General features: G+C 58.9%; 25 protein-coding genes. 17 read left to right on the top strand and 8 right to left on the bottom strand.

Annotated features, from left to right (window positions below; genetic code table 11):
- Nucleotides 1-625 precede the first annotated feature (625 nt).
- A complete protein-coding gene (locus FBZ99_RS21820) occupies nt 626-1,129 on the top strand; it encodes a hypothetical protein (protein WP_186450329.1) in 504 nt (167 codons plus the stop codon).
- Here FBZ99_RS21820 and FBZ99_RS21815 read toward each other — a convergent pair.
- Nucleotides 1,123-1,767, bottom strand: coding sequence for a response regulator (locus FBZ99_RS21815; protein ID WP_113350803.1), 645 nt, complete (start codon nt 1,765-1,767; stop codon nt 1,123-1,125). The genes FBZ99_RS21820 and FBZ99_RS21815 overlap by 7 nt on opposite strands.
- Entirely contained in the window at nt 1,764-3,197 is a 1,434-nt protein-coding gene (locus FBZ99_RS21810) for a sensor histidine kinase (protein WP_113350804.1), read from the bottom strand. Before FBZ99_RS21810 ends, FBZ99_RS21815 begins: the two co-directional genes overlap by 4 nt.
- A 284-nt stretch (nt 3,198-3,481) precedes the next feature.
- Between FBZ99_RS21810 and FBZ99_RS21805 the strand changes: the two genes are divergently transcribed.
- A complete protein-coding gene (locus tag FBZ99_RS21805; RefSeq protein WP_145634783.1) occupies nt 3,482-4,135 on the top strand; it encodes a hypothetical protein in 654 nt (217 codons plus the stop codon).
- A 384-nt stretch (nt 4,136-4,519) separates the two neighbouring features.
- Here the strand turns inward: FBZ99_RS21805 and FBZ99_RS21795 are convergent, their stop codons facing one another.
- The gene (locus tag FBZ99_RS21795) at nt 4,520-4,918 is read right to left on the bottom strand and encodes a DUF1236 domain-containing protein (RefSeq protein WP_113329403.1); all 399 of its coding nucleotides are present in this window, start codon (nt 4,916-4,918) and stop codon (nt 4,520-4,522) included.
- Between the two features lie 167 nt (nt 4,919-5,085).
- Here FBZ99_RS21795 and FBZ99_RS33520 point away from each other — a divergent pair, with 167 nt between their 5' ends.
- The gene (locus FBZ99_RS33520; RefSeq protein WP_246661164.1) at nt 5,086-5,583 is read left to right on the top strand and encodes a hypothetical protein; all 498 of its coding nucleotides are present in this window, start codon (nt 5,086-5,088) and stop codon (nt 5,581-5,583) included.
- 285 nt (nt 5,584-5,868) lie between these two features.
- Here FBZ99_RS33520 and FBZ99_RS21785 read toward each other — a convergent pair whose 3' ends face one another.
- The 3 genes from FBZ99_RS21785 to FBZ99_RS21775 form a co-directional block, all read right to left on the bottom strand.
- Entirely contained in the window at nt 5,869-6,186 is a 318-nt protein-coding gene (locus FBZ99_RS21785) for a chemotaxis protein CheW (protein WP_233788557.1), read from the bottom strand.
- Between the two features lie 294 nt (nt 6,187-6,480).
- Nucleotides 6,481-7,302: a sterol desaturase family protein gene (locus FBZ99_RS21780; RefSeq protein ID WP_113329400.1), complete on the bottom strand. Its 822-nt coding sequence runs from the start codon at nt 7,300-7,302 to the stop codon at nt 6,481-6,483.
- Nucleotides 7,303-7,458: 156 nt separating this feature from the next.
- Complete coding sequence (locus tag FBZ99_RS21775) at nt 7,459-8,502, bottom strand: helix-turn-helix domain-containing protein (protein WP_145634780.1); 1,044 nt, start codon at nt 8,500-8,502, stop codon at nt 7,459-7,461.
- An 802-nt stretch (nt 8,503-9,304) separates the two neighbouring features.
- On the opposite strand from FBZ99_RS21775, the gene FBZ99_RS21770 reads away from it, so the two are divergent.
- Both FBZ99_RS21770 and FBZ99_RS21765 read left to right on the top strand, forming a co-directional pair.
- Nucleotides 9,305-10,075, top strand: a complete 771-nt coding sequence (locus tag FBZ99_RS21770; RefSeq protein ID WP_113350807.1) for a hydratase — start codon at nt 9,305-9,307, stop codon at nt 10,073-10,075.
- Between the two features lie 219 nt (nt 10,076-10,294).
- The gene (locus tag FBZ99_RS21765; RefSeq protein WP_233788556.1) at nt 10,295-10,501 is read left to right on the top strand and encodes a hypothetical protein; all 207 of its coding nucleotides are present in this window, start codon (nt 10,295-10,297) and stop codon (nt 10,499-10,501) included.
- A 110-nt stretch (nt 10,502-10,611) separates the two neighbouring features.
- Here FBZ99_RS21765 and FBZ99_RS21760 read toward each other — a convergent pair whose 3' ends face one another.
- Complete coding sequence (locus FBZ99_RS21760; protein WP_069610097.1) at nt 10,612-11,337, bottom strand: SDR family oxidoreductase; 726 nt, start codon at nt 11,335-11,337, stop codon at nt 10,612-10,614.
- A 66-nt stretch (nt 11,338-11,403) separates the two neighbouring features.
- Here FBZ99_RS21760 and FBZ99_RS21755 point away from each other — a divergent pair, with 66 nt between their 5' ends.
- From FBZ99_RS21755 to FBZ99_RS21730, 6 genes are all read left to right on the top strand, one after another.
- Complete coding sequence (locus tag FBZ99_RS21755) at nt 11,404-11,679, top strand: hypothetical protein (protein ID WP_145634777.1); 276 nt, start codon at nt 11,404-11,406, stop codon at nt 11,677-11,679.
- 63 nt (nt 11,680-11,742) lie between these two features.
- The gene (locus FBZ99_RS21750; RefSeq protein ID WP_145634774.1) at nt 11,743-12,720 is read left to right on the top strand and encodes a tagatose kinase; all 978 of its coding nucleotides are present in this window, start codon (nt 11,743-11,745) and stop codon (nt 12,718-12,720) included.
- Between the two features lie 183 nt (nt 12,721-12,903).
- Entirely contained in the window at nt 12,904-13,629 is a 726-nt protein-coding gene (locus FBZ99_RS21745; protein ID WP_113329395.1) for an SDR family oxidoreductase, read from the top strand.
- A gap of 11 nt (nt 13,630-13,640) precedes the next feature.
- Nucleotides 13,641-14,414: an SDR family NAD(P)-dependent oxidoreductase gene (locus FBZ99_RS21740; RefSeq protein ID WP_145634771.1), complete on the top strand. Its 774-nt coding sequence runs from the start codon at nt 13,641-13,643 to the stop codon at nt 14,412-14,414.
- Nucleotides 14,415-14,744: 330 nt separating this feature from the next.
- On the top strand, nt 14,745-16,085 hold the full coding sequence (locus FBZ99_RS21735; RefSeq protein ID WP_145634768.1) for an SAM-dependent methyltransferase: 1,341 nt from the start codon (nt 14,745-14,747) through the stop codon (nt 16,083-16,085).
- Nucleotides 16,086-16,495: 410 nt separating this feature from the next.
- Nucleotides 16,496-17,218 (top strand): L,D-transpeptidase, encoded by a 723-nt coding sequence (locus tag FBZ99_RS21730; RefSeq protein WP_371864848.1) that lies wholly within the window; start codon nt 16,496-16,498, stop codon nt 17,216-17,218.
- A gap of 58 nt (nt 17,219-17,276) precedes the next feature.
- Here FBZ99_RS21730 and FBZ99_RS21725 read toward each other — a convergent pair whose 3' ends face one another.
- Complete coding sequence (locus FBZ99_RS21725; RefSeq protein ID WP_113329392.1) at nt 17,277-18,173, bottom strand: sugar phosphate isomerase/epimerase family protein; 897 nt, start codon at nt 18,171-18,173, stop codon at nt 17,277-17,279.
- 178 nt (nt 18,174-18,351) lie between these two features.
- Here FBZ99_RS21725 and FBZ99_RS21720 point away from each other — a divergent pair, with 178 nt between their 5' ends.
- From FBZ99_RS21720 to FBZ99_RS21695, 6 genes are all read left to right on the top strand, one after another.
- On the top strand, nt 18,352-19,422 hold the full coding sequence (locus tag FBZ99_RS21720; protein WP_145634765.1) for a LacI family DNA-binding transcriptional regulator: 1,071 nt from the start codon (nt 18,352-18,354) through the stop codon (nt 19,420-19,422).
- Entirely contained in the window at nt 19,386-20,393 is a 1,008-nt protein-coding gene (locus FBZ99_RS21715) for a substrate-binding domain-containing protein (RefSeq protein ID WP_145634761.1), read from the top strand. Before FBZ99_RS21720 ends, FBZ99_RS21715 begins: the two co-directional genes overlap by 37 nt.
- Nucleotides 20,394-20,567: 174 nt before the next feature.
- On the top strand, nt 20,568-22,061 hold the full coding sequence (locus tag FBZ99_RS21710) for a sugar ABC transporter ATP-binding protein (protein ID WP_145634758.1): 1,494 nt from the start codon (nt 20,568-20,570) through the stop codon (nt 22,059-22,061).
- On the top strand, nt 22,054-23,088 hold the full coding sequence (locus tag FBZ99_RS21705; protein WP_145634755.1) for an ABC transporter permease: 1,035 nt from the start codon (nt 22,054-22,056) through the stop codon (nt 23,086-23,088). Before FBZ99_RS21710 ends, FBZ99_RS21705 begins: the two co-directional genes overlap by 8 nt.
- Nucleotides 23,081-24,139 (top strand): ABC transporter permease, encoded by a 1,059-nt coding sequence (locus FBZ99_RS21700; protein ID WP_145634752.1) that lies wholly within the window; start codon nt 23,081-23,083, stop codon nt 24,137-24,139. The genes FBZ99_RS21705 and FBZ99_RS21700 overlap by 8 nt, the downstream gene beginning before the upstream one ends.
- Entirely contained in the window at nt 24,136-25,515 is a 1,380-nt protein-coding gene (locus tag FBZ99_RS21695; RefSeq protein ID WP_145634749.1) for an FGGY-family carbohydrate kinase, read from the top strand. The genes FBZ99_RS21700 and FBZ99_RS21695 overlap by 4 nt, the downstream gene beginning before the upstream one ends.
- Nucleotides 25,516-25,518 lie beyond the last annotated feature (3 nt).

The following is a 25,518-nucleotide window of genomic DNA, read 5'->3' as shown; positions in this document are numbered from 1 at the left end:
GGCTTATGCCCCATTCTCGCTTCGCCGTAGTTTCTGGCTCGCAGCAAAACGAGGTCAGCCAAAGCGATGCATTCCGGCGTTGGTCGGACAAGGTTCAGGCAATATCGCAAATTGATCGCGACCTCGAGAGCGAACTCGGTTGCCGAGAAATCCAATATCGCGCCTGGCGGCGCGGAGCGAGCTAGAAATATCCTCCAGTGTTGGGTCATCGCAGTACCCCTCTTTTCGGATCGATCGCGCGGGCATCGATATATTGAGTGCCAATTTTTGCAAGGGCAATATTGGGTTCCCAACCATGGCATTTTGCATTGGCAAGGCGTCGGCGTATCCGCAGTCATATCGACCAGAGGAAGTCGTTTTCAATAATGCAATCATGCAATTGGGCTTCGGTCCAGCTCCTTCCTGGACGTTAGTCTGACGATATCCCGGCGAAAGGTCTTGGCTTCGATTGCTGAAGTCCAAGCAGAGGTCTCTCCGTTTGATAAGACTTGACCCCTCGCGGTGTTGCGGCGATTTGATATGGGATCAGAGATATTTGCCAGTCGGCGATAAATGGCGGCGCTTTCGGGCCAGGGAGCGACGAACATTCGTCGCCGAAGCCAACCGGAGCCTCAGGAGGCCGTAGGTGTCATTGCGTCGAAAGCTCATTGCTGTTTTGCCATGCCTGTTGTTGACTATGGTCAGCACAGCACTCCCCTACACCATTAAAATTCACGGCGCTTCCGCGATATTTGCACAACAAATAGTGGAGGCAAAAGGGGGTAACGGCAATGGCGGTGGCAATGGTAACGGCGGCGGAAACGGCAATGGGGGAGGCAACGGGAACGGCGGTGGCAACAGCGGCAATGGGGGTGGGAACGGCAACAACGGCAACGGGAATGGAAATGGAAACGGAAACGGTAATGCCAATGGCCGTTCATCCGCAACCAAGAGCGCTACCCAAACTCAGGTCGATTCCGACCAATCCTCCGATGATGGCGACGGATCGATTACCGTTCAACACAAGGATGGCATGAGCGAAAATATAAAGAGCGGGCGGTATGTGATGAAGGATTCAAAGGGCCGCACCATCGTCAACCGCAATGCGACGATCGCCGACGAGCAGCGGCTTAAAGCGTTCCTTCACTGACGGCGCCTTTCGAGTTCATCCCTGAATGCCATCGCAGCTTCCGTTCTGTTGCTCACTTCCAGCTTGGCGAAGATCTGGGTCATGTGATGCTTGATGGTCTTTTCATGCAGATCGAGCTTTAGCCCGATATGTTTGTTGCTCAATCCGGCAGAAGCCAGTTCAAGGACCTCCCGCTCGCGCTCCGTCAATGCGCTGAAGGGATTGATCTGGGCACCAGATCCGTTATCCGAGATCAGACGCGCCGATAGCGTCGGTGCGACATAGCTGTCACCCGCAGCAATGCTGCGAAGAATATCGGCGAGGGTCCGTGATCCGACGCCTTTGAGAACATAGCCTTTCGCGCCGCTCTTGAGCGCCGCCATGACATCGTCGCTTGCCTCGGAGACTGTCAGCATCACGATCTTCTGATCGGGTATCTGCTCGAGGATGAGAGAGATGGCATCCAGCCCTCCTCCCGGCATGGAAATGTCGAGCAGCAGGATATCCGGGCGGTGTTCCGCTGCTATGCGCAGCGCATCCTCCCTGCTGCTGCCCTCACCCACAATACTGAACCCATCCATTTCGGTCAGGCTCCGAATAACGCCCTCCCTGAAGAGAGGGTGGTCGTCTACGACCGCCAAACTGATTGCAGCTGTCATGCCTGCTCCATTTCCTCGATGTTCAGGGACATGCGAACGATGGTTCCCCGGTTCGACGACAAAAGTTGAAAAATACCGCCGAGACTTTCGACCCGGTCCCTGAGGCCGGCAAGGCCAAGCTTTTGCGGGCCGACCTCCTTCGGGTCAAATCCCGGCCCTTCATCGGCAACCTCGATCACGACCTGGCCGTCTTTGAAGGTCTGCACGACCTTTTGCCCGATTCCGCCGGCGTGGCGATAACCGTTGTTCAAGGCTTCCTGCACAAAGCGATAGACGCATATTTTTGCGGAGGTCGAAAGGTCTGTCGGCGTTGTCGCGACCATCAGCGCGACAGCGACGCCTGTGCGCTGTTCGTGGGCACGGATTGCCCGTTTCAAAAGATCGGTCAGATTGTCCGTCTCGATGTGCGGTAGCATCAGGCCGCTGCAGACGCTCCTGATTTCGGTCATGGCGTCGTCAAGGCTGGATTTGATGGTCTGCAGCGACGCCTCGCGCTCCTCTGGCGAGGTGGTGGAGCTGATGAGGGTCTGGCTGTCCAGCCGCAATGAGGCATAGGCGACCAATTGGGCGGGGCCGTCATGCAGGTCGGCGCCGATACGGCGCAAATAGCTCTCGTTAAGTGCGGCCGCACGCTGGGTCGCACGTTGAACCCGGGCTCGCAACGCCTCATTCTGTTGAAGAAGCGTCGACAGTTCGCCGATGCGGCCGTTGAGCGCCTTGCGCTGATTGTCGATGGTGCGGCTGCCACGCAGGACGATGATCGACAGAAGAGCGAAGAATGTCAGAGTGAACAAGGCAACGACAAGCCAGCTCAGCAGGCGGGCCTGAGTGAGACTCCCTTCGAAATCGTTGGCAATCTCGTAAAATTCGGAAACGGCAACGACTTTGCCCGACCAGGGCTGCAGTACGGGATTGTAGATTTCCAGGAGCGGTTTGCCGCTATTGCGTTCGGCGACGCTTTCCACGTCGTCGATCCGGTTGAATTTGGCAACCATTCGGCCGGAAAAGGCCATCTTCAGGCTATCTGACAGCGGAAATCGCTTTCCGGAAAGATCCTTGTTGTTGGAGTAAAGGATCGTCCCGTCATTCCGCCATAATCGGAACGAAAACAGCCGTGTGCCAAGCGCGCCCTGGCCGAGCGTTTCGTCGAGAGCGCGGGTGACGGTATCGTCGAGAGCCTGGGTGGTTTGCATATCCGGCAGAAGCGGGGCGATAACGCTGTCGACATAGAGCGCCGTCGTCGCCGCGGAATTGCGCGTCACCGCATTCTCGATGAGGGCGGCAACGAAAGAGCCGACCACGAGCATCGCACAGAGCGCGACGAGGCCGCCGGCGAGCAGGAACTGTCTGGCCAAAGATTGGGAGTTCCAGCGTTCGATAAGACTTGCCAGAGATAGTTTGTATTTATGGTTTGCTCGCAGAACTGGCATAATCAGCACTGATCTCCCAACCCTGTATAGCTATCCCAGTGGGATGGAGTGTCAACTGTTGCAACGTTGGCACCGGTCGCCTCGTCCCGTGAAGAGGGTATTGCTATCCGGCGCGCACAATCTAAGGGACCATCGGGCAGGATCAATCAGACAATGGTCCTAATGCTCAAAGCATAGGTCGGACCCATGTAGAAACCTGGGATTTCGGCAATATTCTAGTGCGCAGTGATTTGCTGGATACGGCCGCTGCTGCGAGTGGTGGACGCTTTATGAAGGAAATGCGCATGAAAATCCGTTCCATAATCGGTGCAACAAGTCTCGGCCTGGTGCTTGCAGTCGCTCCCATGGGAGGAGCTACGGTCGGTTTCATGCAGACGGCATTCGCCAAGGGCGGAAACGGCGGCGGTAATGGTAATGGCGGCGGCCATGGCGAAGGAAATTCCGGTCATGAAAAGTCCGGGAGCGACGATTCAAGCAGCACGTCGACGAGCGCGGCGACTGCGCAGGCTGCCTCATCGTCATTGCAGGCACATCACCCGGACAAACATTCCGGAGCTCATAGTGCAAGCTCGAAGACGCATGTTTCGAAGCCCGACGAGGGCAGGCTTAGCTCGCTCAGGAGAGACTATCACGCCTACTTGAACTCGAAAGACCCCAAGATGGCGGCGCTCTCGGCCTATGTGAAGGCATATGCGGAATTCGAAATGCAATATGGAACGACGGCAGTGCCGACGGATCCAGCCCTCAGCGACAACGCCCTGCGTTCGGCGCTCGCGCAGCTGTCGAACAAGCCGGTAACGGACCAGACACTCGCTGAAGCAAAGAGCATTCTCGGCATCGGAACAAACAGCGGCAAAATCGCCGAAGTCCGTGATGCCCTGGAAAGGAAATCCGAAGCCGCGGCGCCCTCCGAGAGCAGTGCGGCGACTGTCAATTGAATGGCGCTGTACCAGCAGCGTCTTGAGGTGAGCATGCCGGTCGCCGGGCACTTTGCGACACGAGGTTTCTGCGATCATCGCTCACAAGTTTGGGTTCACGAGTTTGGCGTCGATGCACGCCTTTCCCTAGCCGGTCCGCCCACCGGCTCTATCGCCGGGTCGGGCCTTCCGCCCCAGACGCTGCTCGATCCGGCGATAGGCAATTTGCTGCGTGATGCAGGCGGCCAAGTTTAGAATATGGTGCGCAAGGGGGTGCAGCCTGTGGAAGCCACTGTGAAAAACTCGGAGCTTCGGGTAGCGCTGCAGACCGGCCGCTTTCTCGTTTCGGTCGCCCATGGGGAACAGGGGGAAGGGTGGAGAGCGGCTTCCCGCTCCCCACGACGATTAGTTCAGAATCTGGATAACCTTGCGTGAGGAAGGCTCGACGATCACGCGCTCGTGGTTGACGACTGCATAGGCATATCGCGGATTCTGCGGAACTGTGCGAACAACGACCGTATCCGGCAGAGACCTGCCGACGACCACTCTCTCGTGGACAACCGTGCCCTCTTCAGGCAAGGGCTGTTCGCGGACATAGGTGACCACCTTCTGAGGCGGCGGATCGATGGCGGTGCCGACAATGGCGCCAGCCACGCCGCCCACGGCGGCCCCGACCGGACCACCGACAACGGCTCCGGTAACCGCGCCACCTGCAGCGCCGGTGACGGTCGACGATTGGGCAAAGGCACATCCGGCGGTCAGGCCTAGCGCGAGTGCCGCAATACTAAGTACTTTCGTTTTCATCAGAATCTCCTTTCACCTTCTCTTCGTCCGTCATTGACGGAGCTGTCGGTAAAACAGAGCTTCGGCGCAGTCGGTTCCTTTCCATGGGCTTCAGTCGAGTGACATTGGGGCGAGGGTCGCGCGATGCACTGGACCAAAGGCTCACGCGGACGGTCTTCATCGGGAATATGTGGAAATTCATCACGCTCAAAGCTGATTCCGGTGATGGAATACAGGGATTGACTGCCTGCAGCCCTCTGTTCGCAAATACCGGAACCGGCTACTGGATGTCGACGAATACAGGAAGTCAATCCGACAAAGGCTTGCGATCGCCGCACATTCACGGCGGAGCGATCTCAATCCGTCAATGTGCGGCGCGGCTCGAAGAAGCCACCGATACGTTTCGCTCCGTGGTCCAGGTGCTCGGCAGGTTTGTACATATGATCCCGACCAGCAGGATTACGGAGACCAAACCAACCAATGTCTCCCATGACTGCCGGCGAAACGGCAGCGGCCAGCGCGATCGGGATATGTTTGGATCATACAGCATTCATCGGCTCCATATCCAAGGGAGAGCCGTCAGCATCGACGTGGCCGTTCCGGTTGAGATCAAGGCTATGATCGCTCTCTTTTTCTGGCACGCGTTCATCTATCAAGTTTATGTCCGTCGAATTCCGAATGTCTAGTACCTTGATCGACAATATCTGGTAACGAAGCCCCTTGCGATTGCTGGATCTGCCAATTTAAGTGAAGTATGGAGAAAATATTTCCGAGATTGGCCGTTATTGCTGAGACATAAAGGCGTGCATGGCTTCAGTCGTGCGCCATGTTGAAAATCTGTTCCGGAATTTGGCCGCGGCTGGTCATAGTGTACAGGAAGTGCGGCAGGTGGCTCCTGCGAAGAGATGACTTTCTTCATGGCTTGCGGAAGCGCGTTCCCAGCCGCCTTCTTTGGCATCGGGAAAGCGACGCTATACGGCTACACGCTCGCGGCCAAAAATGTCGAGTTCCGAAAGGCGGATGGCTTCGCTCGCCGCCGACGTGCTGCCGATGAATTCGTCGATCAGAAATGCGACGTAGCCGCCAGTCGTCTTGATGATGGCGATTTCACAGCTCCTTGAGGGCTTGTTGCCCATCTTCGTCGCCAGATCGTAGACCGGCACCAATTCGCCACGATATGAGGTATGACCGAGCGCGCGGCGCGTATCGTCGCTATCGCGAACTGGGCGCCAATTATCCGCCCGGGCGACAATCGTGCCGTCGATGAATGTACATAAGGTGTCATGCACGCGGACCGCCATCGCTGCACGGCGACGAAGAAATGCTGATAGAGGCATTGAGCACTTTGTCCCCTTCGGGACTCCCCATTCAAAAGTGCAATCGTCTGAGGCGAAACCCATTCCAGGATGCCTTGGCACTGTCATGGTGCCGCCGAACCTTGTTCGGCCAGACACGTCGATGGTAGAGCCGTGGTCTTGATGACCGCTTTTAGGTTTATCTAAAATTCTAACGGAGGCGTGTTTTTAGACCGAGCATTGGGCTGAAAGCGTGAGGAAAATCCTGGAATTGAAACAGCCTGCGTTCTAGCTATGCCTGCCGCGTCGAAACGGTCGGACGAGAAATTCGGTCAAGTTTTGCGGCTCCCGGATATTGGGCAAGCCGACATCGGGCCATTCCGCGGCCTTCGGATAATAGGCGGTCCCGAACAGAATGTCCCAGATCGCCGAGCCGCTGCCGAAATTCTTGTTGAAGTGCTGTCGCTCGACCGAATGGTGAATACGGTGAAAGCGATTGTCGGGAAAGACGTAACGAACCCAGCCCAGATTCAGTCGCGTCGAGCTATGCTCGAAATAGCCTTGCCAGCGCACGAAGAACACCCAGATCCAGGGAACATAGTCCTGTTTGAAATCGAAGAGCAGCGAGACGGGAATGATCAGAAACGGAATCCTGAAGATCTCCTCGCTGAAATGGTGGTTGCTGTTGAAGGCGCTCATTTCCTCGAGCGAATGATGCTCGGCATGGAAGCGCCAGAAGAAGCTATTGCTATGCTGTAGCCTGTGGAACCAATAGTAGAAGAACTCGCTGACCTGCAGAACGAGAAAAGAAGCAGCTATGGCGCCCAGCAGATGGAGTGGCCATGCGTTCGAAAACTTCGAGAGGAATGTTAGGTCGATTGCAAACAGCGGCTTTATGCCGATGCCCGCCCAAAACCAGTAGAAGAGTGTCAGGCTTGCCTTGGTTATGAGGATGTTCGTCACGCAGAAGATGGCGCCGCGAAGTCTCGATACATAGGTATAGCGAGACTTCGGAAAGATGATCTCTGCGGCGAGCAACAGGAACGCGACCGGAAGGATGCGATCGGTGTACTCCTCCATGAAATCAAGCAATTGAAGCAAATTTTCCATTGTCAATTTGCTATCCACGGAACGACGGAGGAAGCGATATCCTCCCTTTATCCGGGAATGGCGGTTGCTTCAACTTGATGATTAAAAACTGGTTAAAGCCATGCCGGCCGGATTGGAGAGAGGTTAAACACGTTCCGGATTGTGCCCGAGCGCGATTCACTCAGCCTGTGGTGCGGCCGTGGACTTGACGGACCTGCGCGACCTGTCGCGCCATTCGAGCGGTGTGGTATCAGTGACGCGCCGGAACTCGCGATTGAAGTTCGACTTGGTCTGAAAGCCGACATCGAACATGATTTCCGTCACCGGCTTCCCGGTTTCGGCCAGCAGCGTGCAAGCTTCCGCGATCCGGTACTCGTTGACATATTGCGAGACGTTTTTGCCGGTCGCGCGGTTGATGGCTGTGGAAATCTGCCGGGCGGGAATCGCAAGCTTGCGCGCCAGCCGGTCGAGATTGAGATCGACATCGCGATAGGCGTGTCTTTCCTTCATCAGCGTCTGTACGGCATCAAGCGTCTGGGTGTCCTGCAGGATTTCAGGCGGCTGGACAGCCCCTCCCTTGTCGACGGGCGCGTGGCTGCGGCTGGCTGCAGCGGCGGCTGTGGCCAGGATGGCCAGTCCCACGAGATTTCCGAGGCTGATGACCTTCAACGCATATTCACCACCGGCCCAGGCGAAGTCCAGCCAGATGAAGATATCGACCATCGCCGATAAAAGAAGAGCGCCGGCAGCAAAGAGGACGGCCCGATAGGTCGGACCGGCATTTTCGAATGGCGCGAGGCGAAGCGCGTCCGTGCCCGAACGCATGAGAAGCAGGATCGCCGCGGCATAGCCGATGTCGATCAGTACGATGGCGATATCAATCGCGTCGCGCCACACCGCGATCAGCACGATAATGAGCCCGGCCGGCAGCGCATGCAGGCAGATCTGCTGAAGTGGGGAGAGCGAGCTTTTGCGCACCAGTCTCGAGACGCCGAGATAGGCAAGTGGCGCCACCATCGCGGCCGCCACCGGCATGATATACATGGCGGGCTGAACGGCATAGCCCCATCGCAGACCGGAAAGCGTGGATTGAAACGCACTGAGAAGGATCAGTGTCTGGAAAGGCAAATTGGGTGGTGCTTCATCGTCTCGAGCCTTTACGGCTGCAAAGAGAACGACGAGCAAAATGGCGACGACAAATGGAAATGGAATGAAGAGCATTGATCGGTTCGTGAAGGATTGGCAGCGATTTTCCAGCCGATCATGCCGAAAGATACACTGCGCGGCGACCTCAAACATGATTGAGGTCATCAAAATCCTGGGGAAGGGCGCCTCCCGGAACGAGGACGGTCAATTTCGCTGGATCCCGCTACCTTATCCGCTTCTCCTATTCGCGCCAAAACTCCGTTACCTCCTTTCCCGGATGCCGTGAACAGAGGAGCGAAACAACATAGGTGCGTTCAAAAATGGACGCAGACAGGCGGGTCGATTCTCCTTAGCGTCGGCCTCGATCGTGCATTCGGTGCTCTGCCGGTACTGGTTGGTCCCGTTGTACGATCCGGCAGAATCCGCCTGCGCTTGCCCGGTCGCGGTGTGGATGGATTGCCTTCAGGCCGCGCGCAAGAAATCCTGAGCGGACCCTGGCGTCATAGCCAGCAGGACGATCTGAAACGCTGCGGCCGATGGCATCCAATATGGCTATGTCGGCTTTGAAGCCATAGCGGCTGCGGCTCGATGCTCTCGGACCGCGCACCTATTATGCTGTTCGATGCCATGACGTCCGCGTCCTTGCCGCAGTCTCCTGACCGATACGGCTTCCACTTCGAGCGTCGCTTCGCCGCCTGGCGGTCTCAGCCAAAGCGGCAGCGGTAAGGCACGGAACGACGGGATGCCACATATCATTCAACGAGAAAAAGCAATCACTATGAGATTTTAATCTTTTCGCGCATTGCGCCGAATGGAACGGCTATGCGTGTCGAGCCATTTTCGCGTGAAAGCCAGTTGTCGAGATTGGAGCGCGAAGATGTATTTCGAATTGAAGGATACCACAGCCGATCTTCTGGCGAAGTGTCGCCGTCACGAAGAACTTTGCGATCTTCCGCTCGATCTGATCGTCTCTGAAGATGAGGCTTACGACATCCAAGCCGCGGCGCAGGATGCACTCGGCTTTGAGCGCAAGGGCTATGCGATTGTGGGAACGAGCGATCTGTCTTGCCGGACGCTCGGCCTTAAGGGGCCGATTTATTCAGAAATTCCGTCTTCCGCCCTGCAAAAGAGGGCGCAAAGCTTCCGTCTGCCGCCGGGAACCATTGGAATACAAAGCGAGTTCGTTTTCACGATGCTGAGGCCATTTCCGGACGAGGGCGAGCAAATCTCCCTCGATAGCGTGGCTGAGGCGGTCATGAGCTGCCGCCCTGCAATCGGGGTCGTCGGCCGCCGGACGCGGCGAGCGTTTGCCGGCGCAAACGCTGCGATTGCGGATTTTGGCCTGCATGTCGCGACGCTCTGCGGCGACCATGCCGCAAATGTGGACATCGGCGCTCTTTCGAGAATCGAGGTCACGGCGTTTCTGTTTCGGCAGACCATGGTGTCCGGCAGCTCGTCGGCGGTCATGGGCAATCCGCTGAACGCGGTTGCGTGGCTTGCCGCGGCGCTTGCGGCAAATGGCAGGCGGCTCGAGCCGAGCGATATCGTGGCGACCGGCTCCTGCACTGCGGTCCTCCAGGTCTGCGCCGGCCAGCATTTGGCCGTCGACTTCGGGCCGCTCGGCCAGGTCGAATGTGTCTTCAATTAAAATGAATCAAAAGTCGAAAGGACGGATAATGCGGCCGCAGCGAAAGCCATTCGTGGTCGAGATCAAGAAGAACAGGCGTCCGCGCTCGAAATCCTCTCTTGAGCAAGCGACGCGTGAGCGCACGCGCGCGCAGAAAGGTGCTGGGGCGAGTGTGGGCCTGACCCTTCAGCGTGGGGATCGGAGCTGATGGTCAGTCGGAACATTCCTCACGAATATTTCATGCTTTCCGCAACAAGGGAGGAAGGCCCTGTTGTCGGCTATGTCAACGGCAAACCTATTTCGGCTGCCGTCGTGGATAGAAACGGCAGCCGCTACCGGTTCGTCGGCATTGCCGTCCGGGATCGCGAAGGCAGGCTCGACGTCCTGACGCTCAGGAAGGGAGAATGGATCGTCGCGCCAGATCTGATCTATGAGGCGGCAGCCTGATGCCAAGCCTTCCAGGCGTTCCATAGCATCAGCTCCCCGTCGAATATCTCAGCCTCTTCGGCGGCTTCCATCGGGTGTTTGATCTCTATCAGGATGCCGTGGATATGATCTCAGGCGATCATATAGCCGCCATCGATCGGCATGGAGATGCCGTTCACCATGGCCGCCGCGTCGGAAAGTAAGAAAAGGATTACCTCCGCAACCTCTGCCGGTTCGACAAAGCGGCCGGCCGGAATGCGATCGCGCATGGGTGCTGCCTTTTCGGGATCGCTCCATGCCTTGACCGCCATCGGTGTCAGCGTCACCGTCGGGTGCACGCCGTTGACGCGAATACCCTTGGGCGCCAGTTCCCTGGCCATCACGCGCGTCAGGCCGTCCAGGCCGCCCTTCGATGCGCAATAGGACGCATGATCCGGTATGCCGATAAATGCGGCAATGGAGGAGACATTGACGATTGCGCCGGGAAGGCCTCTGCCGATCAATGAGCGAGCGAATTCCTGGGCCACGATCATCGGCGCGCGGGTGTTGACCGCATGCAGATGGTCGAAGGCTTCGACCGTGGTCTCAAGGAACGGCTGCAGCTCGGTCGTGCCTGCGCAGTTGACAAGATAATCTGCCGGAAGCGCAGCGATTGCTGCCTCACGTGTTCTGTCGGCGTCGGCAAGATCGACCTGAATGGCTTCGCAACCCAGTTCATTGCGCAAGGAAGCGACGTCCGCTGCGCTTCTGGTCAGCGCCACGACATGTGCGCCGCGCTTTATCAGCATTTCCGCCGTCACTCGACCGATGCCCTTGCCTGCCCCGGTGACGATCACTCTCTTGCCTTCGAAACTCATCGGAACTTCCTCTTTCGATCTCCTGCCTGTTTGCCGATCGAAGATGCGAATGCGGCGGGGGTCAACATGAAAATGCAGCGTTCTATCCGAAGCGAACCGAATTTCTCGCCGGGCGGAGGCATCCGCAAACAGCGCAAGCCGCCGAATTTCACGGCGTCTGTTCCGGCGACCCATAATTGCCGCGTCGAAGGGTCGCGCCCGCAAGCAGCTGGAATCATGCTTGAATTCATTGCGAATGCTGAAATCGCCACGAAAGAGAAGAATGCTTCTGGTCCGACGCTCAACGCGGCATATATGTTTCGCCAGTATTTCTTTGCTGGAAAACAATCAGTCTTGCGATGAGGATGGAGCGCAACGACACGCCGTCGCGGATTGAGAACAACAGGTATCGAAAGCAGGATTGCAATGCGTTCAATACTGGCACCCGACCAGCTTGGCCCAACGGTCTGCGCCGGGGAAATCCTTGTGGAAATCGTCGCCACGACGGTCGGCAATGGTTTCATGGAGGCACAACCGCTCGTCGGACCGTTTGCGAGCGGCGCCCCGGCGATCTTCATTTCCCAGTGCGGGCGACTTGGCGGCAGCGCAGCAATGATCGGCGCCGTCGGCACCGATGATTTCGGCCGCGTGAACCTCGAAAGGCTCAAGGGCGATGGCGTCGATATCTCGGCAATATCCATCGACCCGGATTATCCGACAGGCAGCGCCTTCGTTCGCTACCGCGAGGACGGTTCCCGCGACTTCGTCTATAATATCGCGACGTCAGCGGCTGCTCGCTTTGGCTGGAGCGAAGGCGTCAGCAATCTCATCGACCGTGCCGGACACCTGCATGTGATGGGTTCGGCGCTATCCGTTCCGAGCGCGTGTGAGGTGATCGACAAGGCCGTCGATATCGTCAAGACCCGCGGCGGCACGCTTTCCGTCGATCCGAACATTCGCAAGGAACTCAAGCTCGACGAGGCGACCGAACGCCGGTTTGCCCGGCTTGTGGCTATGGCCGATCTGCTGCTGCCCTCCGGGGAGGAGCTTGAGCGCGCGGCCGGCGTCGAGGGCGAAACCAATGCGATCCGCCGCCTGTTTGAAATCGGCGTCAAGGAAATCGTGCTGAAGCGTGGGGCTGATGGCGCGACTTATTACAGCAGGGAAGGCGAGCGCATCGATGCGCCGGCCTTCATCGTCGCGGAAATCGATCCGACGGGTGCTGGCGATTGCTTCGGTGGCGCCTACCTCACTTGCCGACGGCTCGGCATGCCGGCAGCAGACGCCCTGACCTATGCGGCTGCTGCGGGTGCCCGCAATGTCACAGTCGTCGGTCCGATGGAGGGGGCCGGCACCCGAGAGCAACTCGACGCGTTCATCGCAACCACGGAAAGACGTTCCTGATGCGGATCCGTTCCGTCGAAGGGGCGGGCTTGGAGGTCCAGGTGGTTCGACGACGGCCGCTCCATAGGCGCGATTGACCTGATCGCACTGTGGATCTCGCAGACTGTCTCGAGCTTTGCCAATGAATACCCGGTCTGCAGTGCCGGTAAATGATAGCTGTTTTAATCCAAGGAGGAGGAGACCATGGACGAATTGAAGGGGAAAATCGCCGCGGTGACCGGTGCGGCATCGGGGATCGGGCTCGCTTCGAGCGAGGCCATGATTGCGGCGGGAGCGAAGGTCGTCTTGATCGATCGCGATGAGAGAGCATTGGCATCGGTGTGCGAGCGCCTGGGCGAACTTGCCATTCCGCTGGTCGTCGATCTGCTCGACGCGGAGCAGTGCGCCGGGCTGCTAGAGGGCATCCTTGCCAAAGTCGATCATCTCGACATCTTTCATGCGAATGCCGGCACCTATATTGGCGGTGACCTGGTGGAAGCCAATCTCGACGCCATAGACAGGATGCTTAACCTCAACGTCAATGTCGTCATCAAGAATGTCCGTACCGTCGCGCCGCATATGATCGGGCGCGGTACGGGCGATATCATCGTCACGAGTTCGGTCGCAGGCCATTCGGCCATTCCTTGGGAGCCCGTCTATTCGCCCTCGAAATGGGCAATGACCAGCTTTGTCCAGGCCATGCGGCGCCAGCTTCTGAAGAGCGGTGTTCGAGTCGGTTCTGTCTCTCCGGGCCCGGTCATCAGTGCCTTGCTCGCCGACTGGCCCGAAGAAAACCTGCGCAAGGCCAAGGAGGCCGGCGCCTTGATCGAGCCCAAGGAAGTCGCAGATGCCATCATGTTCATGCTGACACGTCCGCGCAACGTGACGATCCGCGACGTCGTGGTTCTGCCGAGCGCCTTCGATATTTGAGGAGCAAAGCCATGGGTTATCAGGAGAAATTCCGGCTCGATGGCGAGCGGGCTGTGGTTACGGGCGGTGGCCGCGCCATCGGCCTTTGCTGCGTAGAGGCACTGGCTGAAGCTGGCGCTGCAGTCGTCGTCATCGAGCGTGACGAGGCCGACGCACGGGGAGCTCTCGCTTTACGAGAGAAGGGTTACGACATCGATGTACGGATCGGCGATGTCACGGACTCCGCGCGAATGGAGGCGATCGCCACGAAACTCGTCGATGGCGGCCGTGCCGCGACGATCCTGGTGAACAATGCTGGGATCGGTCAGAGCGGCATACCCTCGCAGGATGTCAGCGACGCCGATTGGCTGCGAATGATGGATGTCAATGTCAATGGCGTGTTCTGGTGCTCGCGCGCCTTCGGCCGCCACATGATTGCTCAAAAACGCGGCGCCATCGTCAATCTCGGTTCGATGTCTGGAATCATCTGCAATAGGCCGCAACCACAGACGCCATACAACGTCTCCAAAGCGGCGGTCCATCATCTCACACGGTCGATGGCGGCGGAATGGGCGGAGCATGGCGTCCGGGTGAATGCCGTGGCTCCTACCTATATTGAAACGCCTATGGTGATGGCGGTCGAGGCCAATCATGAACGCATTCCGGTCTGGCTTGCCGATACGCCGATGGGGCGGATGGGAACGCCAGAGGAAGTCGCCAGCGCGGTTCTCTTCCTTGCATCGGGCGCTGCCAGCCTGATGACAGGCGCGATCGTCAACGTGGACGCCGGCTTCACCTGCTGGTAGGTGTGTCCCGCGTCGGAGTGCATTCCCTCCGCGTAATGCTGCTCGGCAGAGGCGATGCTATACGGCTTGCATTCGGCTGTCGCGCACCCTTTGCCGCCGGGAGAGGTCTCACATTCCGGCAGCCGGCTGGCTATATATAGCCGAAGCAGTGATCCTGCGGAGGGGGCGAGCATCCTTGTAGGCGCGTTTGAGCTTACTCAACCTTGATGTCGCAAATGATCTGGATATTTTACCAGATTAAGTAGTACGCTTTCGATACCGGTACGGGATTCTTCGCCACCCCTCAGGCCAGGAGATCACCGTCAAGGAAACGATAAACAGGTAGTTGTCATGTTCCTAGAAGCAGCTCTTTCCCGCTTGATCAAAATCGGAACGCTCACGGTCACTTTTCCGGACGGTTCCACGCGCAGTTTCGGTACGGGATCGGAACCGCGTGCAGCGATGAAAATCAACACCGCCCGTGCAAAACGCCGTCTGCTCCTCAATCCGGCTCTGGCGCTGGGCGAGGCCTATATGGACGGGGAAGTCGAACCGGCTTCCGGCGATCTTTACGAGATGGTGGACTTGCTCGCCCTCAACATGATGGAAGGCGGGAGCCATCCCTTCGAGAAGCTGATGGAAAAGGTCCGCTGGCTGCGCCGAAATCTCGATCAATTGAATTTCGCCGGTCGCTCGAAGCGCAATGTCGCGCATCATTACGATCTCGATGCGCGGCTCTACTCCTTGATGCTGGATGAAGACCGGCAATATTCCTGCGCCTATTTCCCGGTCGGCGACGAGACCCTGGAGGAGGCACAGCTCAAGAAGAAGCGGCATATCGCATCGAAACTCATGCTCGACCGCCCGGGCCTCGAGGTTCTGGACATTGGCTGCGGATGGGGCGGCATGGCGCTCTATCTCGCCAGGGAGTTCGGTGCTCGGGTGACGGGTCTTACGCTTTCGGAAGAGCAATTGCTGGCCGCACGAGCCCGCGCGAAGGATGCCGGGCTGGAGCATATGGTCACGTTCGAACTGCTGGATTATCGCTCCTGGACGCGTCCGGTCGACCGCGTCGTCTCGGTCGGCATGTTCGAGCATGTGGGCATCAACCATTACAAGACTTTCTTCGACAAGATCTGCTCCGTGCTCAAGGAGGACGGTGTCGCGCTGATCCATGCAATCGGTCGGGCTGATGGTCCCGGCAGCACGAATCCGTGGATCGCGAAATATATCTTCCCTGGCGGCTATTCGCCGGCGGTCTCCGAGGTCCTGTCCGTGGTTGAGAAATCCGGTCTCTGGGCGACCGACATCGAAATCCTGCGCCTCCATTATGCCAAGACGCTCGAGCAGTGGCGCGACCGCTTCATGAAGAACAGAAGCACCCTGGCAAAACTCTATGACGAGCGGTTCTGTCGGATGTTCGAATTCTATCTTGTCGGGTCCGAGCTTGCCTTCCGGCGTATGGGTCACATGAACTGGCAACTGCAACTGACGAAGAACGTTTCCGCTCTGCCGTTGGCCCGTGACTATATGGTCGATATCGAGCGGGCGCGGGCTGTCATTGCCGAGCAAGGGAGGGCAGGGCCTATCGAAGCTGCGAGCGCGCGGGCAAGGCGAGATCTGACCTTGCATGACGAGCGCAAATCCCGCCAGCAAAATCAATCCGGAGGCGAATCCTCGCGGAACCTTTAGAAACCACTTGCAGCCCGGCATGAGGATTGGCAGGACATGGGATACAATGTCCTGTCCAGCCATTCCTTCAATATCTAGCCGATACATATCGCAATGTCGCGGCGAGCAAGTGCCTCCGTGCAATCAGCACGTTTGCGCATCGGTAAGGCGGCAAGCGCCCAATAAACTCGCGGAAACACAAGATCGCTGTGGCTTCTGGCCCACACTCGTCGATTGAGTTTGCAGGGTCATGGTATTGGCGAACTTGTCATCACAGGTCCCGAGTGGCTATGAGGTCATCACCACTTAATGATGAGACATGTCGCCTCTTTCGGTCTCATCCGTCGAAGAGGCGATATCAATATGCGGGGTTTGTTAGGATAGGAATGCGCTCAAACAAGAATGAAAAGACTCTTTCCCGCCGGGCTTTCATGCTGGGGTCTATCTCTGCGACGGCAGCGCTTGCGGGCTGTGCCACCACCGCCCCGGTTCCAACTCCCATTGCAGCTCCGGTTCGTACGCCACCTGTCGTTCCCGTGGCGTCGGAACCTCAGAGCGTCGTCACACCCGATCCCGAACTCGAAGCACGCTATGCCTCCGTGGTCGATGGCGGTCATGTCATTCCGGCGGTTCCCTACCGAAAGCTGGACCCGAAGTTTTATCGGCAGCGCGTTCCTGATCCGACCGGCGAGGCGCCCGGTACGGTCGTCGTGGATACGGCGTCGAGATTTCTCTATGTCGTGGAGCGCGGCGGCACGGCCATGCGCTACGGTGTCGGCATCGGCCGCGACGGCTTTGCATGGCAGGGCGAAGGGATCATCCATTGGCGCCAGCATTGGCCGCGCTGGAAGCCGCCGGGCGACATGATTGCCCGCAAGCCGGAACTCGCGAAATATTCGGTTGCCAATGGTGGCATGGACCCGGGAATCAAGAATCCGCTGGGTGCCCGCGCGCTCTATATCTTCCAGAATGGCAAGGACACGCTCTATCGTCTGCATGGTTCACCGGAATGGCGCTCGATCGGCAAGGCAGCGTCGTCCGGCTGTGTTCGCCTGATCAATCAGGACGTCATCGACCTCTACGAACGCATTCCATACCACGCGCGCATCGTCGTTCATCAGGCGCCGCTTCAAAGCAAGGCGATTTCTGCCTGAGGGAAATCGGCTCCCTCGATAGGCGCGAGCCGATGCTTCGGCACGATGGAGTGCCGTATCACGGAAGACGGCTGCGCTGCTGGCTTTGACGCTGGGCCTCCTGCGCGGCCTTGAGCTGCGCCTTCGTATACATCAGCGCATGTTCGGCAAGGTCGCGGCCATCATCCCAGAGGTTGCGCCAGATGCCGAGAATGCCTTCGAGCGGCTGGCCGACAACGCGAGAGGAGAAGGATTCGAAAGTGATCGGCCCCTGGTAGCCGGAACGGACGAGAGCCCTGAAGACGCCGGTAAGATCGATCGTGCCCGAGCCCATATAGCCGCGATGGGAATCGCCGGTATGGAAATAGCCGAGATAATCGCCGGTTTCGAGAATGGCGGCCTGAATATCGGATTCCTCGATATTCATGTGATAGACATCGAGATGCACCTTCACGTTCGGCATGCCGATGCGCTTGCACATCTCCACGGCCTGGGCGGCCGTGTTCAGCACGTTGGATTCGTAGCGGTTTACCACCTCCAGAACCAGCGTGATGTTGCTTTTCGCCGCCGTCTCGGCCACCTCTCGCAGGATGTCGACCGATTGCGCGACGCCGGCAGCTGTCGTCGGCTCGCTATATTTGCCGAAAGCGGAATGCAGAATGCCGCCGATATATTCGCCGCCGCAATCGCGGCAGACGGCGATCGCCTGTTCCAGCCTTTCCTTGCCGCGCCGACCCTTCTCCTTGTCGCCGCTTGAGATATCGGTTTCAAAATCGAGACCAAGCGAGAAGTTAATACCGATGCCGTTTTTCTCCAGCTGCCGGCGGGTGAATTCCGGATCGATCAGGCTTGGGTCGAGCGCTGGTGCCTCGATGAAATCGTAACCCACCTCGGCGCTGTTTGCGATTGCGCGGGCGCATTCGTCGCGGCTCCAGCCGGCCTCCCATACCAGCGCGTGAACTCCCAGTTTGTTCATGCTCGTCCTCCCGATTTCGTGGATGCAAAAAAAACATTGCTGCAATGCGAAAGACATGAATCGTTTTATACTTAGAAACGCTCACGTTGACACCGCATCTATGCTGGTATAGCTTACAATAAAACGTTTCACCAGGATTTTCGTATTATCAATCTGAGATTGTTGAAGGGAGGGCAGAATGTCGAAATCGCGAACCCCTTCCATCAAGATGGTGGCCGACAAAGCAGGCGTCTCGGTAGCGACCGTTTCGAACGTCCTCAATGGCAAACCCACGGTCTCTCCGGATTTCGCCAGGCGCGTGAACGACGCGGTGCGTGAGCTTGGCTATGTCGTCGATCTCGGCGCATCGCGGCTGCGCTCGCGCAAGGCACAGCTTGCCGGTGTCGTGGTGCCGGATCTCACCAATCCGATGTTTGCCTCCTTCGTTTCCACGCTGGAGCATCTGGCGCGCCTCGACGATTACGATCTGGTGGTCGTCTCCGCGCGCAACAATGCCGAGGAAGAGGCCGACCGGCTGCGCAAGATCCGCTCATGGCGTCCGGCCGGCCTGATTGTCATCCCCTGTGATGGCGCCTTTGCGGAACGCTTGCCGAACGGCTTCTTTGCGCCGGTCGTATTGGCCGACCGTATACCCGACGCGGCCGGCTTCGATTTGATCGCAGTCGACAATGGCCCGGCTGCCGGCGCGATCGCCGCCCATCTCGACAGGCAGGGTTATGGTGATTGCCTGGTTCTGGGCAGCAGCCTTTCGATCACCAATGTTCGCGAACGCTGGGAGGGCGTGCGCGCTGCGGCCGGCCGTATGCATGTCGAAATGCTGGAAATCGGCATAGACGATGCCAATGGCGCGCAGCGCCTTGAGGGGCGTCTGCGTCAGCGCCCTTTGCCTGGCGCGCTGTTTTCGCTCGACCACGGCACGACGCTTCTGACGTACCGCACCATGGCGGAGATCGGGCTTTCGGTGCCTGGCGATCTCGCCTTTGCGAGCTTCGACGAGATGGAATGGATGAGGCTGGTCGCACCCGGCATTACGGCGGTGCGCCAGCCCGTTGAGGAAATGGCCGAGCAGGCCTGGGCGCTGTTGTTGCGACGTATGACCGGCTCCGGAGGAAAGCCGGTTACGCGGCGCCTGCGCTGCGCCGTCGAGATCCGCGGTTCGACGCCGCGGAGCCCGCTTGAGGAGGCGGGTAACACGAAACTGGGAGGAGAAAAATGGAAGTTACAAGACGAACCCTACTCGTCGGAATAGGTGGAGCTGTCGTCGCCGGCACTCTGGGCGGCACGATCGGCGTCGCACAGGCGGCCGAGCCGCAAGTCGGCGTCGTGGTCAAGATTGGCGGCATTCCATGGTTCAATGCCATGGAAGTCGGCATCAAGAAGGCGGCACCGGAATACAAGGCCAATGCCTGGATGGTCGGGCCGACGCAGGCCGATGCCGCCCAGCAGGTGCGTGCGATCGAAGATCTGATCGCCCGCAAGGTCGCTGTCATCGGCATCGTGCCGAACGACTCCGCTGCCCTCGATCCCGTTCTCGGCCGCGCGCGGGCCGCAGGCATCAAGGTGCTGGCCCATGAAGGGCCGAACCAGAAGGAAGCCGATTGGGACTTCGAGCTGACAACCATCGAAGGCTATGGCCAGGCCCATATGGACCTGCTTGCCAAGCAGATGGGCGAAGAAGGCAAATATATCGTCTATGTCGGATCGCTGACGGTTCCCCTGCATAATGCCTGGGCCGATGCCGCGATCGCCTATCAGAAGCAGAAGTACCCGAAGATGGAAATGCTCGGCGACCGCTTCGGCGTGGCCGAGAGCCTGGATGACAGCATCAAGACCACGCAGGACCAGCTTCGCGCTCATCCGGATCTTAAGGGCATCCTGACATTCGGCTCGCAAGGTCCGATCGGTGCGGCGCGCGTTCTCGACGATCGCGAAAAGGCGAAGTCGATCGCGCTCGTCGGTGGCTTCTCTCCGGGGCAGGGCGTCAAATACGTCAAGTCCGGCACCATCCGCGGTGGCTTCATCTGGAATCCGATGACGGCGGGCGAAATCTTCGTTCAGCTCGCCTCCCTGCTGGCGGCTGGCAAGGAGCCCACCGACAATATGGAGCTGACCGGCGTCGGGAAGGTGCGTGTCTATCCAGACAAGAAACTCATCCAGGCCCAGAAGCTCGAGTCGCTCGATAAGGAAAATATCGACCGGCTCGTAGCGCTTGGTCTCTAAAGCATTTCCAGGAAAAGTGCGCAGCGGTTTTCCGTCCGGAATGCGTAAGGAACCAAGAGGATAGAGCTTTTCCGCGATGAGAAGAGAAGCGGAAAAGTTCTGACAGTTCCTCCCGAGGGCCGGCGGCAGGCTTCAAGCCGCCGCCGGCCGATTCATGGCAATCGGAGTGGATCGATGAGCGATGAAATTCCGTTTCTGCGTTTGACCGGACTGTCCAAACGGTTCGGCGGCGTGCGGGCATTGGAAGAGATCGACTGGGACGTGCGGTCCGGCGAGATTCATTGCCTGGTCGGCGAAAACGGCTGCGGCAAGTCGACCCTCATCAAGGCCGTAGCCGGCGTGCATCCGCCTTCGGCGGGTATGATCGAGATCGAGGGAAGGCCGGTTCTTCCGCTTGATCCAGCACGCGCCAAGGCTCTGGGAATTCAGGTGATTTTCCAGGACCTGTCTCTGTTTCCCAACCTGTCCGTTGTTGAAAATATCGCCATCGAAAGTCATCTCGACCGGCTGGTAAAACCGGTCAACTGGAAGCGAATGCGGGAGAAGGCAAGCGCTGTCCTTACCAGGCTTGGTTTTGCGCTCAACCTCGATCTCGTGGTTTCCGATCTTTCGGTGGCCGAGCGTCAGATCGTCGCGATCGCACGCGGCCTGGCAGCCGAGGCGCGATTGATTTTCATGGACGAACCGACAGCGTCGCTGACGCGGGCCGAGGTCGACCGCCTCTTGGGGATCGTCGGACGGCTCAAGGCGGACGGTATCGCCGTCGTCTTCGTTTCCCACCGGCTCGACGAAGTCGTCGAGATCGCCGAGCGGGTCACTGTCATGCGCGACGGCCGCAAGGTCGGCACCTGGCCCGCCGATCAAATGAATGAAAAGAAGATCGCTCATCTGATGACGGGGCTCGATATCGATCACGCGATCGTTGCCCGCAATATGGGTGAGGCGGCGCCTATTCTGGAAGTCCATGGTCTGTCGCGCCGTGGTGAGTTTGCCGATATCGATTTCACTCTGCGCCGCGGCGAGGTGCTCGGCATCTCTGGATTGCTGGGATCGGGCCGCACCGAGCTTGCACTGACGCTGTTCGGCATGCATCGGGCCGAAAGCGGCAGCATTCGTCTTGAGGGCAGGGAGCTTGTGCTTCGCTCCAATCGTGATGCCGTACGCGCGGGTATCGCCTATGTCTCCGAGGATCGTCTGAGCCTCGGCGTCATCCTGCAGCAGTCGATCGGCGACAACATCATGCTCGCGATCATGCGGGGCATGGCAAACCGGCTGGGGCTCATTCCCGATAAATCCCGCAGGCAACTCGCTGAGGATTGGATCAAGCGGCTCGCCATCAAGGTTCCCTCGGCCGATCGTGCCGTGCAGACCCTTTCGGGCGGCAATCAGCAACGTGTCGTGCTGGCGAAGTGGCTTGCGACGCGGCCGAAGGTGCTGATCCTCGATTCTCCGACAGTCGGCGTCGACATCAAGAACAAGCAGGGCATCTATGATGTGGTGGCCGAACTGGCGCGCCAGGGCGTCGCCATCATCCTCATTTCCGACGAGGTCTCCGAGCTCTTTGCGACCTGCGATCGCATCCTGCACATGCGCGCCGGCCGCATCGTCGGCGAAGCGGTGCCGGGTGACGTCAGCGAGGCCAACATGAAGGAGCGCATCTATGCGTGAGCACAGTCAAACGGCTGGACCATCCTTTATCGTGCAATTGAAGCGGCGTCCCGAAGCGTGGCTTCTGGCCGTCATTGCCGGGGTCGTGATCGTCTTTTCCCTGACGGCGCGCGATTTCCTGACGCTCGCCAATATTATCGATCTGCTCGAAACCTATTCCGTGCAGGCGATCATGGCGATGGGCCTCTTCGTCGTGCTGGTTTCGGGCGGTATCGACATATCCTTCGCGGCGACCGCCTCCGTAGCGCAATATTGTGCGGCACTGCTGGCAACGCAGTTCGGCTTCTCCGCGCCCATCGTTATTGGTTTTGGCCTGGCGATCGGCGTTGGCCTGGGCTGCCTGAATGCACTTCTGGTTCATTATGTACGCATCACATCGATCATCGCCACGATCGCCATGATGAGTGTCAGTTTCTCGCTGCTGATGTATTTTTCCGGTGGCAAGTCGATTTATACGTTGCCGGATTGGTGGACGAACCGCATCGTCTTCTGGCGCATGGAAACGGCATCGGGCGATATCGTCCGCGTGACGTTGCCGATCGTCGCCATGGTGGTGGTGACCCTGTTCACCTGGGCATGGATGACGCGCTCATCGGTCGGGCGGCAGCTCTACGCAATGGGCGGTAATGCGGAGGCTGCACGGCGCATCGGCATGAACATCGGCCGGCTGCAATTCGTCGCCTATGGCTATCTCGGGCTGATGGCGGCGGTTGCCGGCCTGCTGCAGGCCCATCGGGTCGGCGAAAGCGTGCCCAACGCCATGTACAATACGGAACTTGCGGTACTGTCCGCCGCTGTCCTTGGAGGTGCCAGTCTAACCGGCGGCATCGGCACCGTGCCCGGCGTGCTGCTCGGCATCGTGCTTCTGGCCGTGCTGCAGAATGGGCTCAATCTGCTCGGCGTCTCCTCCTATTTCTTCCAGATCGTCATCGGCATCACCATTCTGGTCTCGACCTCGATCACCGTCATCAGCTCGCGACCGGGCCGCCGCCATCGCATCATCGCGGGAGCGTCGTCCAATGGCTGAGCCTCCGCTTCTCTATAACATCAACAACAGCCTGGCAGACCTGATGACGCGTATGCGGACAGGCATTCCCGGTGCCCACACCGGGCTTGTCGTCCTTCTGGTCTTTCTGGTTGCCGGCTTCTCCCTGTTCATTCCGAATTTTGCCTCACTCGGCACGCTGCAATCCTTCATGTACCAGCTGCCGCTGCTGGGCCTTCTGTCCCTGGCGATGATGGCGCCGTTGATTACGGGCGGCCTCAATCTGGCGATCATCGCGACGACCAACCAATGCGCGCTGCTGATGGCCTTCATCATGCAGAGCCTGATCACGTCTGATAGCGGCACGGGAGCGGCGCTCGCCGTGATCATACTGGCGCTTCTGGTCGGCCTTGTGCTCTGCCTGCTCATCGGCCTTATCACCGGCACGCTCATTGCCTATACCGGCGTTCACCCCATCCTCATCACGCTCGGCACGAAATCGCTGATCGACGGTATCAGCATCTATCTGACCCGCGGCATGGCACTGTCTGGCATACCGGAGGGCTTCAGCCGCATCGGGACGACGACGATAGTAGGAGTGCCGCTGATCTTCCTGCTGCTGATCGTGGTTGCTGTCATCGTCAGCCTCATATTGCGACGTACCGCCTTCGGCATCGCCTGCGCCATGATAGGTTCCAATATTGAGGCGGCGCGCTATTCGGCGATCGATACGCGCCGGGTTCTGGTTGGCGTCTATGCCATGTCGAGCCTGATCTGCTTCTTCGCCGCCCTGGTCATGCTGGCAACCTTCAATTCGGCAAGCGCGGATTATGCGCAATCCTATCTGCTGGTAACGATCCTTGCGGCTGTGCTTGGCGGCGTCGATCCCTTCGGCGGCTTCGGCACGGCCGGCGGGTTGATGCTGGCGCTGGCGATCCTGCAGGTCATCTCCTCTGGTTTCAACCAGTTCGGCCTCAGCAATTACCTGACTGTTGCGATATGGGGCGGCATTCTCATCTTCGTCGCTGCGGTTCAGACGGCTCGGCCCTACCTGATGTGGCTGCTGCCGACACGTTTCTTCGGTCCAAAATGAGCATCGTTGCGGTTTTCGACATCGGCAAGACGAATGTGAAGCTGTCGGCGGCAACGGATGACGGCCGCGTATTAGAAACGCTGTCGACGCCGAATATCGTGAAGGATGGTCCGCCCTACCGCCATCACGATCTCGACAGTCTGGAAGACTGGCTCATCGATAGCCTGACGGAGCTGGGACGCAGGCACGATATAGGCGCGATCGTTACCTGCGCACATGGGTCCGGCGGCGTGCTGGTCGACGGACAGGGTGCTGCAATGCCGATGATCGACTATGAGCAGCCGATCCCCGCAGATGTCGATGCGCGGTACAGGTCAATTGCCGGCTCCTATCGCGAGAGGGCAAGCGCCATCATGCTGGGCGCGGCGCATCTCGCGCGGCAGATGTTGTGGCAGGAAATGTATTGGCCGGAGACCTTTGGCGCGGCCAGCGCCTATCTCGCCACGCCGCAATATTGGGCGTTTCGCCTGTCCGGCGTGCTGGCAAGCGAGGTGACGAGTCTGGCGGCGCAATCTCATCTGTGGGCATCGGCCGATGGCCGGCCGGCATCGCTCGTCGCAAGCCGCGGATGGCAGCGTCTCATGCCGCCGATGCGGCGGGCATGGGAAACGCTCGGCCCGTTGAAGCCTGAGCTTGCTGAGCGATGCGGCCTGAAAGCGACGACGCGTATCCTATGCGGCGTGCATGATTCCTCGGCCAATCTATACCGTTATCAGGCGGCCGGTCTGTCTGATTTTACCGTTGTCTCCACAGGCACCTGGATCGTTGCATTGAGCGATCGCGGCGATGTCGATTTCAGCGTCGAGCGACCCGGCCATTCCTGCAATGCCGATGTCTTCGGAAACCCGACGCCCGGTATGCTGACCATGGGCGGTCGGGAATTTTCGACCGTCGCCGCAAAGGCTTCGGGTCCCGCCTCGTTGCAGGCCCTTCGGAGGATCGTGGCTTCAGGTACCTTTGCACTTCCGACATTCGGCTTGGACGACGGGCTCTTTCCCGGCACGGCCCACCGCGGCCGTCTCGAAGGCCCGCTTGCGGAGGAGGAAGGCGTCCGGTTCACGCTCGCAGTGCTCTATTCGGCGCTGCTGACAGCCGCCTGCATTCAGGACCTTCCGCCCACGGAGACGGTCGTGCTGGACGGCAATTTCGTCGTCGATCCCCTTTATGGCGCCATCGTCGCGGCCTTCCTGCATAATCGACGCGTGCTCGTCAGCCGCAGTACGACCGGAACGGCGACTGGCGCCGCCATGCTGGCATCCCATGAAAAGCGTGCCTCACCTGCAGCGCTGACGGCCGAAGCACCCGATATCTCCAGCCTTCCCGAACTTTCATCCTACCGGCACCGCTGGCAAACCCAGATCAAGACAATGGAGTGAGAT

Source organism: Rhizobium sp. ERR 1071, from assembly GCF_007828675.1.
Lineage (GTDB): Bacteria > Pseudomonadota > Alphaproteobacteria > Rhizobiales > Rhizobiaceae > Rhizobium > Rhizobium dioscoreae.
Note: the sequence above shows the minus strand (reverse complement) of the source record. Positions and strands in the feature narration are given on the sequence as shown.

Bases quoted from the DNA above. Each gene is read 5' to 3' on its own strand.
- FBZ99_RS21695 (WP_145634749.1), top strand. From the start codon at position 24,136: ATGAGCATCGTTGCGGTTTTCGACATCGGCAAGACGAATGTGAAGCTG.
- FBZ99_RS21765 (WP_233788556.1), top strand. From the start codon at position 10,295: ATGCTTTCCGCAACAAGGGAGGAAGGCCCTGTTGTCGGCTATGTCAAC.
- FBZ99_RS21730 (WP_371864848.1), top strand. From the start codon at position 16,496: ATGCTGGGGTCTATCTCTGCGACGGCAGCGCTTGCGGGCTGTGCCACC.
- FBZ99_RS21795 (WP_113329403.1), bottom strand. From the start codon at position 4,918: ATGAAAACGAAAGTACTTAGTATTGCGGCACTCGCGCTAGGCCTGACC.
- FBZ99_RS21805 (WP_145634783.1), top strand. From the start codon at position 3,482: ATGAAAATCCGTTCCATAATCGGTGCAACAAGTCTCGGCCTGGTGCTT.
- FBZ99_RS21775 (WP_145634780.1), bottom strand. From the start codon at position 8,502: ATGCTCTTCATTCCATTTCCATTTGTCGTCGCCATTTTGCTCGTCGTT.
- FBZ99_RS21815 (WP_113350803.1), bottom strand. From the start codon at position 1,767: ATGACAGCTGCAATCAGTTTGGCGGTCGTAGACGACCACCCTCTCTTC.
- FBZ99_RS21715 (WP_145634761.1), top strand. From the start codon at position 19,386: ATGGAAGTTACAAGACGAACCCTACTCGTCGGAATAGGTGGAGCTGTC.
- FBZ99_RS21700 (WP_145634752.1), top strand. From the start codon at position 23,081: ATGGCTGAGCCTCCGCTTCTCTATAACATCAACAACAGCCTGGCAGAC.
- FBZ99_RS21725 (WP_113329392.1), bottom strand. From the start codon at position 18,173: ATGAACAAACTGGGAGTTCACGCGCTGGTATGGGAGGCCGGCTGGAGC.
- FBZ99_RS21760 (WP_069610097.1), bottom strand. From the start codon at position 11,337: ATGAGTTTCGAAGGCAAGAGAGTGATCGTCACCGGGGCAGGCAAGGGC.
- FBZ99_RS21720 (WP_145634765.1), top strand. From the start codon at position 18,352: ATGTCGAAATCGCGAACCCCTTCCATCAAGATGGTGGCCGACAAAGCA.
- FBZ99_RS33520 (WP_246661164.1), top strand. From the start codon at position 5,086: ATGTGGAAATTCATCACGCTCAAAGCTGATTCCGGTGATGGAATACAG.
- FBZ99_RS21755 (WP_145634777.1), top strand. From the start codon at position 11,404: ATGAAAATGCAGCGTTCTATCCGAAGCGAACCGAATTTCTCGCCGGGC.
- FBZ99_RS21740 (WP_145634771.1), top strand. From the start codon at position 13,641: ATGGGTTATCAGGAGAAATTCCGGCTCGATGGCGAGCGGGCTGTGGTT.
- FBZ99_RS21780 (WP_113329400.1), bottom strand. From the start codon at position 7,302: ATGGAAAATTTGCTTCAATTGCTTGATTTCATGGAGGAGTACACCGAT.
- FBZ99_RS21810 (WP_113350804.1), bottom strand. From the start codon at position 3,197: ATGCCAGTTCTGCGAGCAAACCATAAATACAAACTATCTCTGGCAAGT.
- FBZ99_RS21750 (WP_145634774.1), top strand. From the start codon at position 11,743: ATGCGTTCAATACTGGCACCCGACCAGCTTGGCCCAACGGTCTGCGCC.
- FBZ99_RS21710 (WP_145634758.1), top strand. From the start codon at position 20,568: ATGAGCGATGAAATTCCGTTTCTGCGTTTGACCGGACTGTCCAAACGG.
- FBZ99_RS21735 (WP_145634768.1), top strand. From the start codon at position 14,745: ATGTTCCTAGAAGCAGCTCTTTCCCGCTTGATCAAAATCGGAACGCTC.
- FBZ99_RS21770 (WP_113350807.1), top strand. From the start codon at position 9,305: ATGTATTTCGAATTGAAGGATACCACAGCCGATCTTCTGGCGAAGTGT.
- FBZ99_RS21745 (WP_113329395.1), top strand. From the start codon at position 12,904: ATGGACGAATTGAAGGGGAAAATCGCCGCGGTGACCGGTGCGGCATCG.
- FBZ99_RS21705 (WP_145634755.1), top strand. From the start codon at position 22,054: ATGCGTGAGCACAGTCAAACGGCTGGACCATCCTTTATCGTGCAATTG.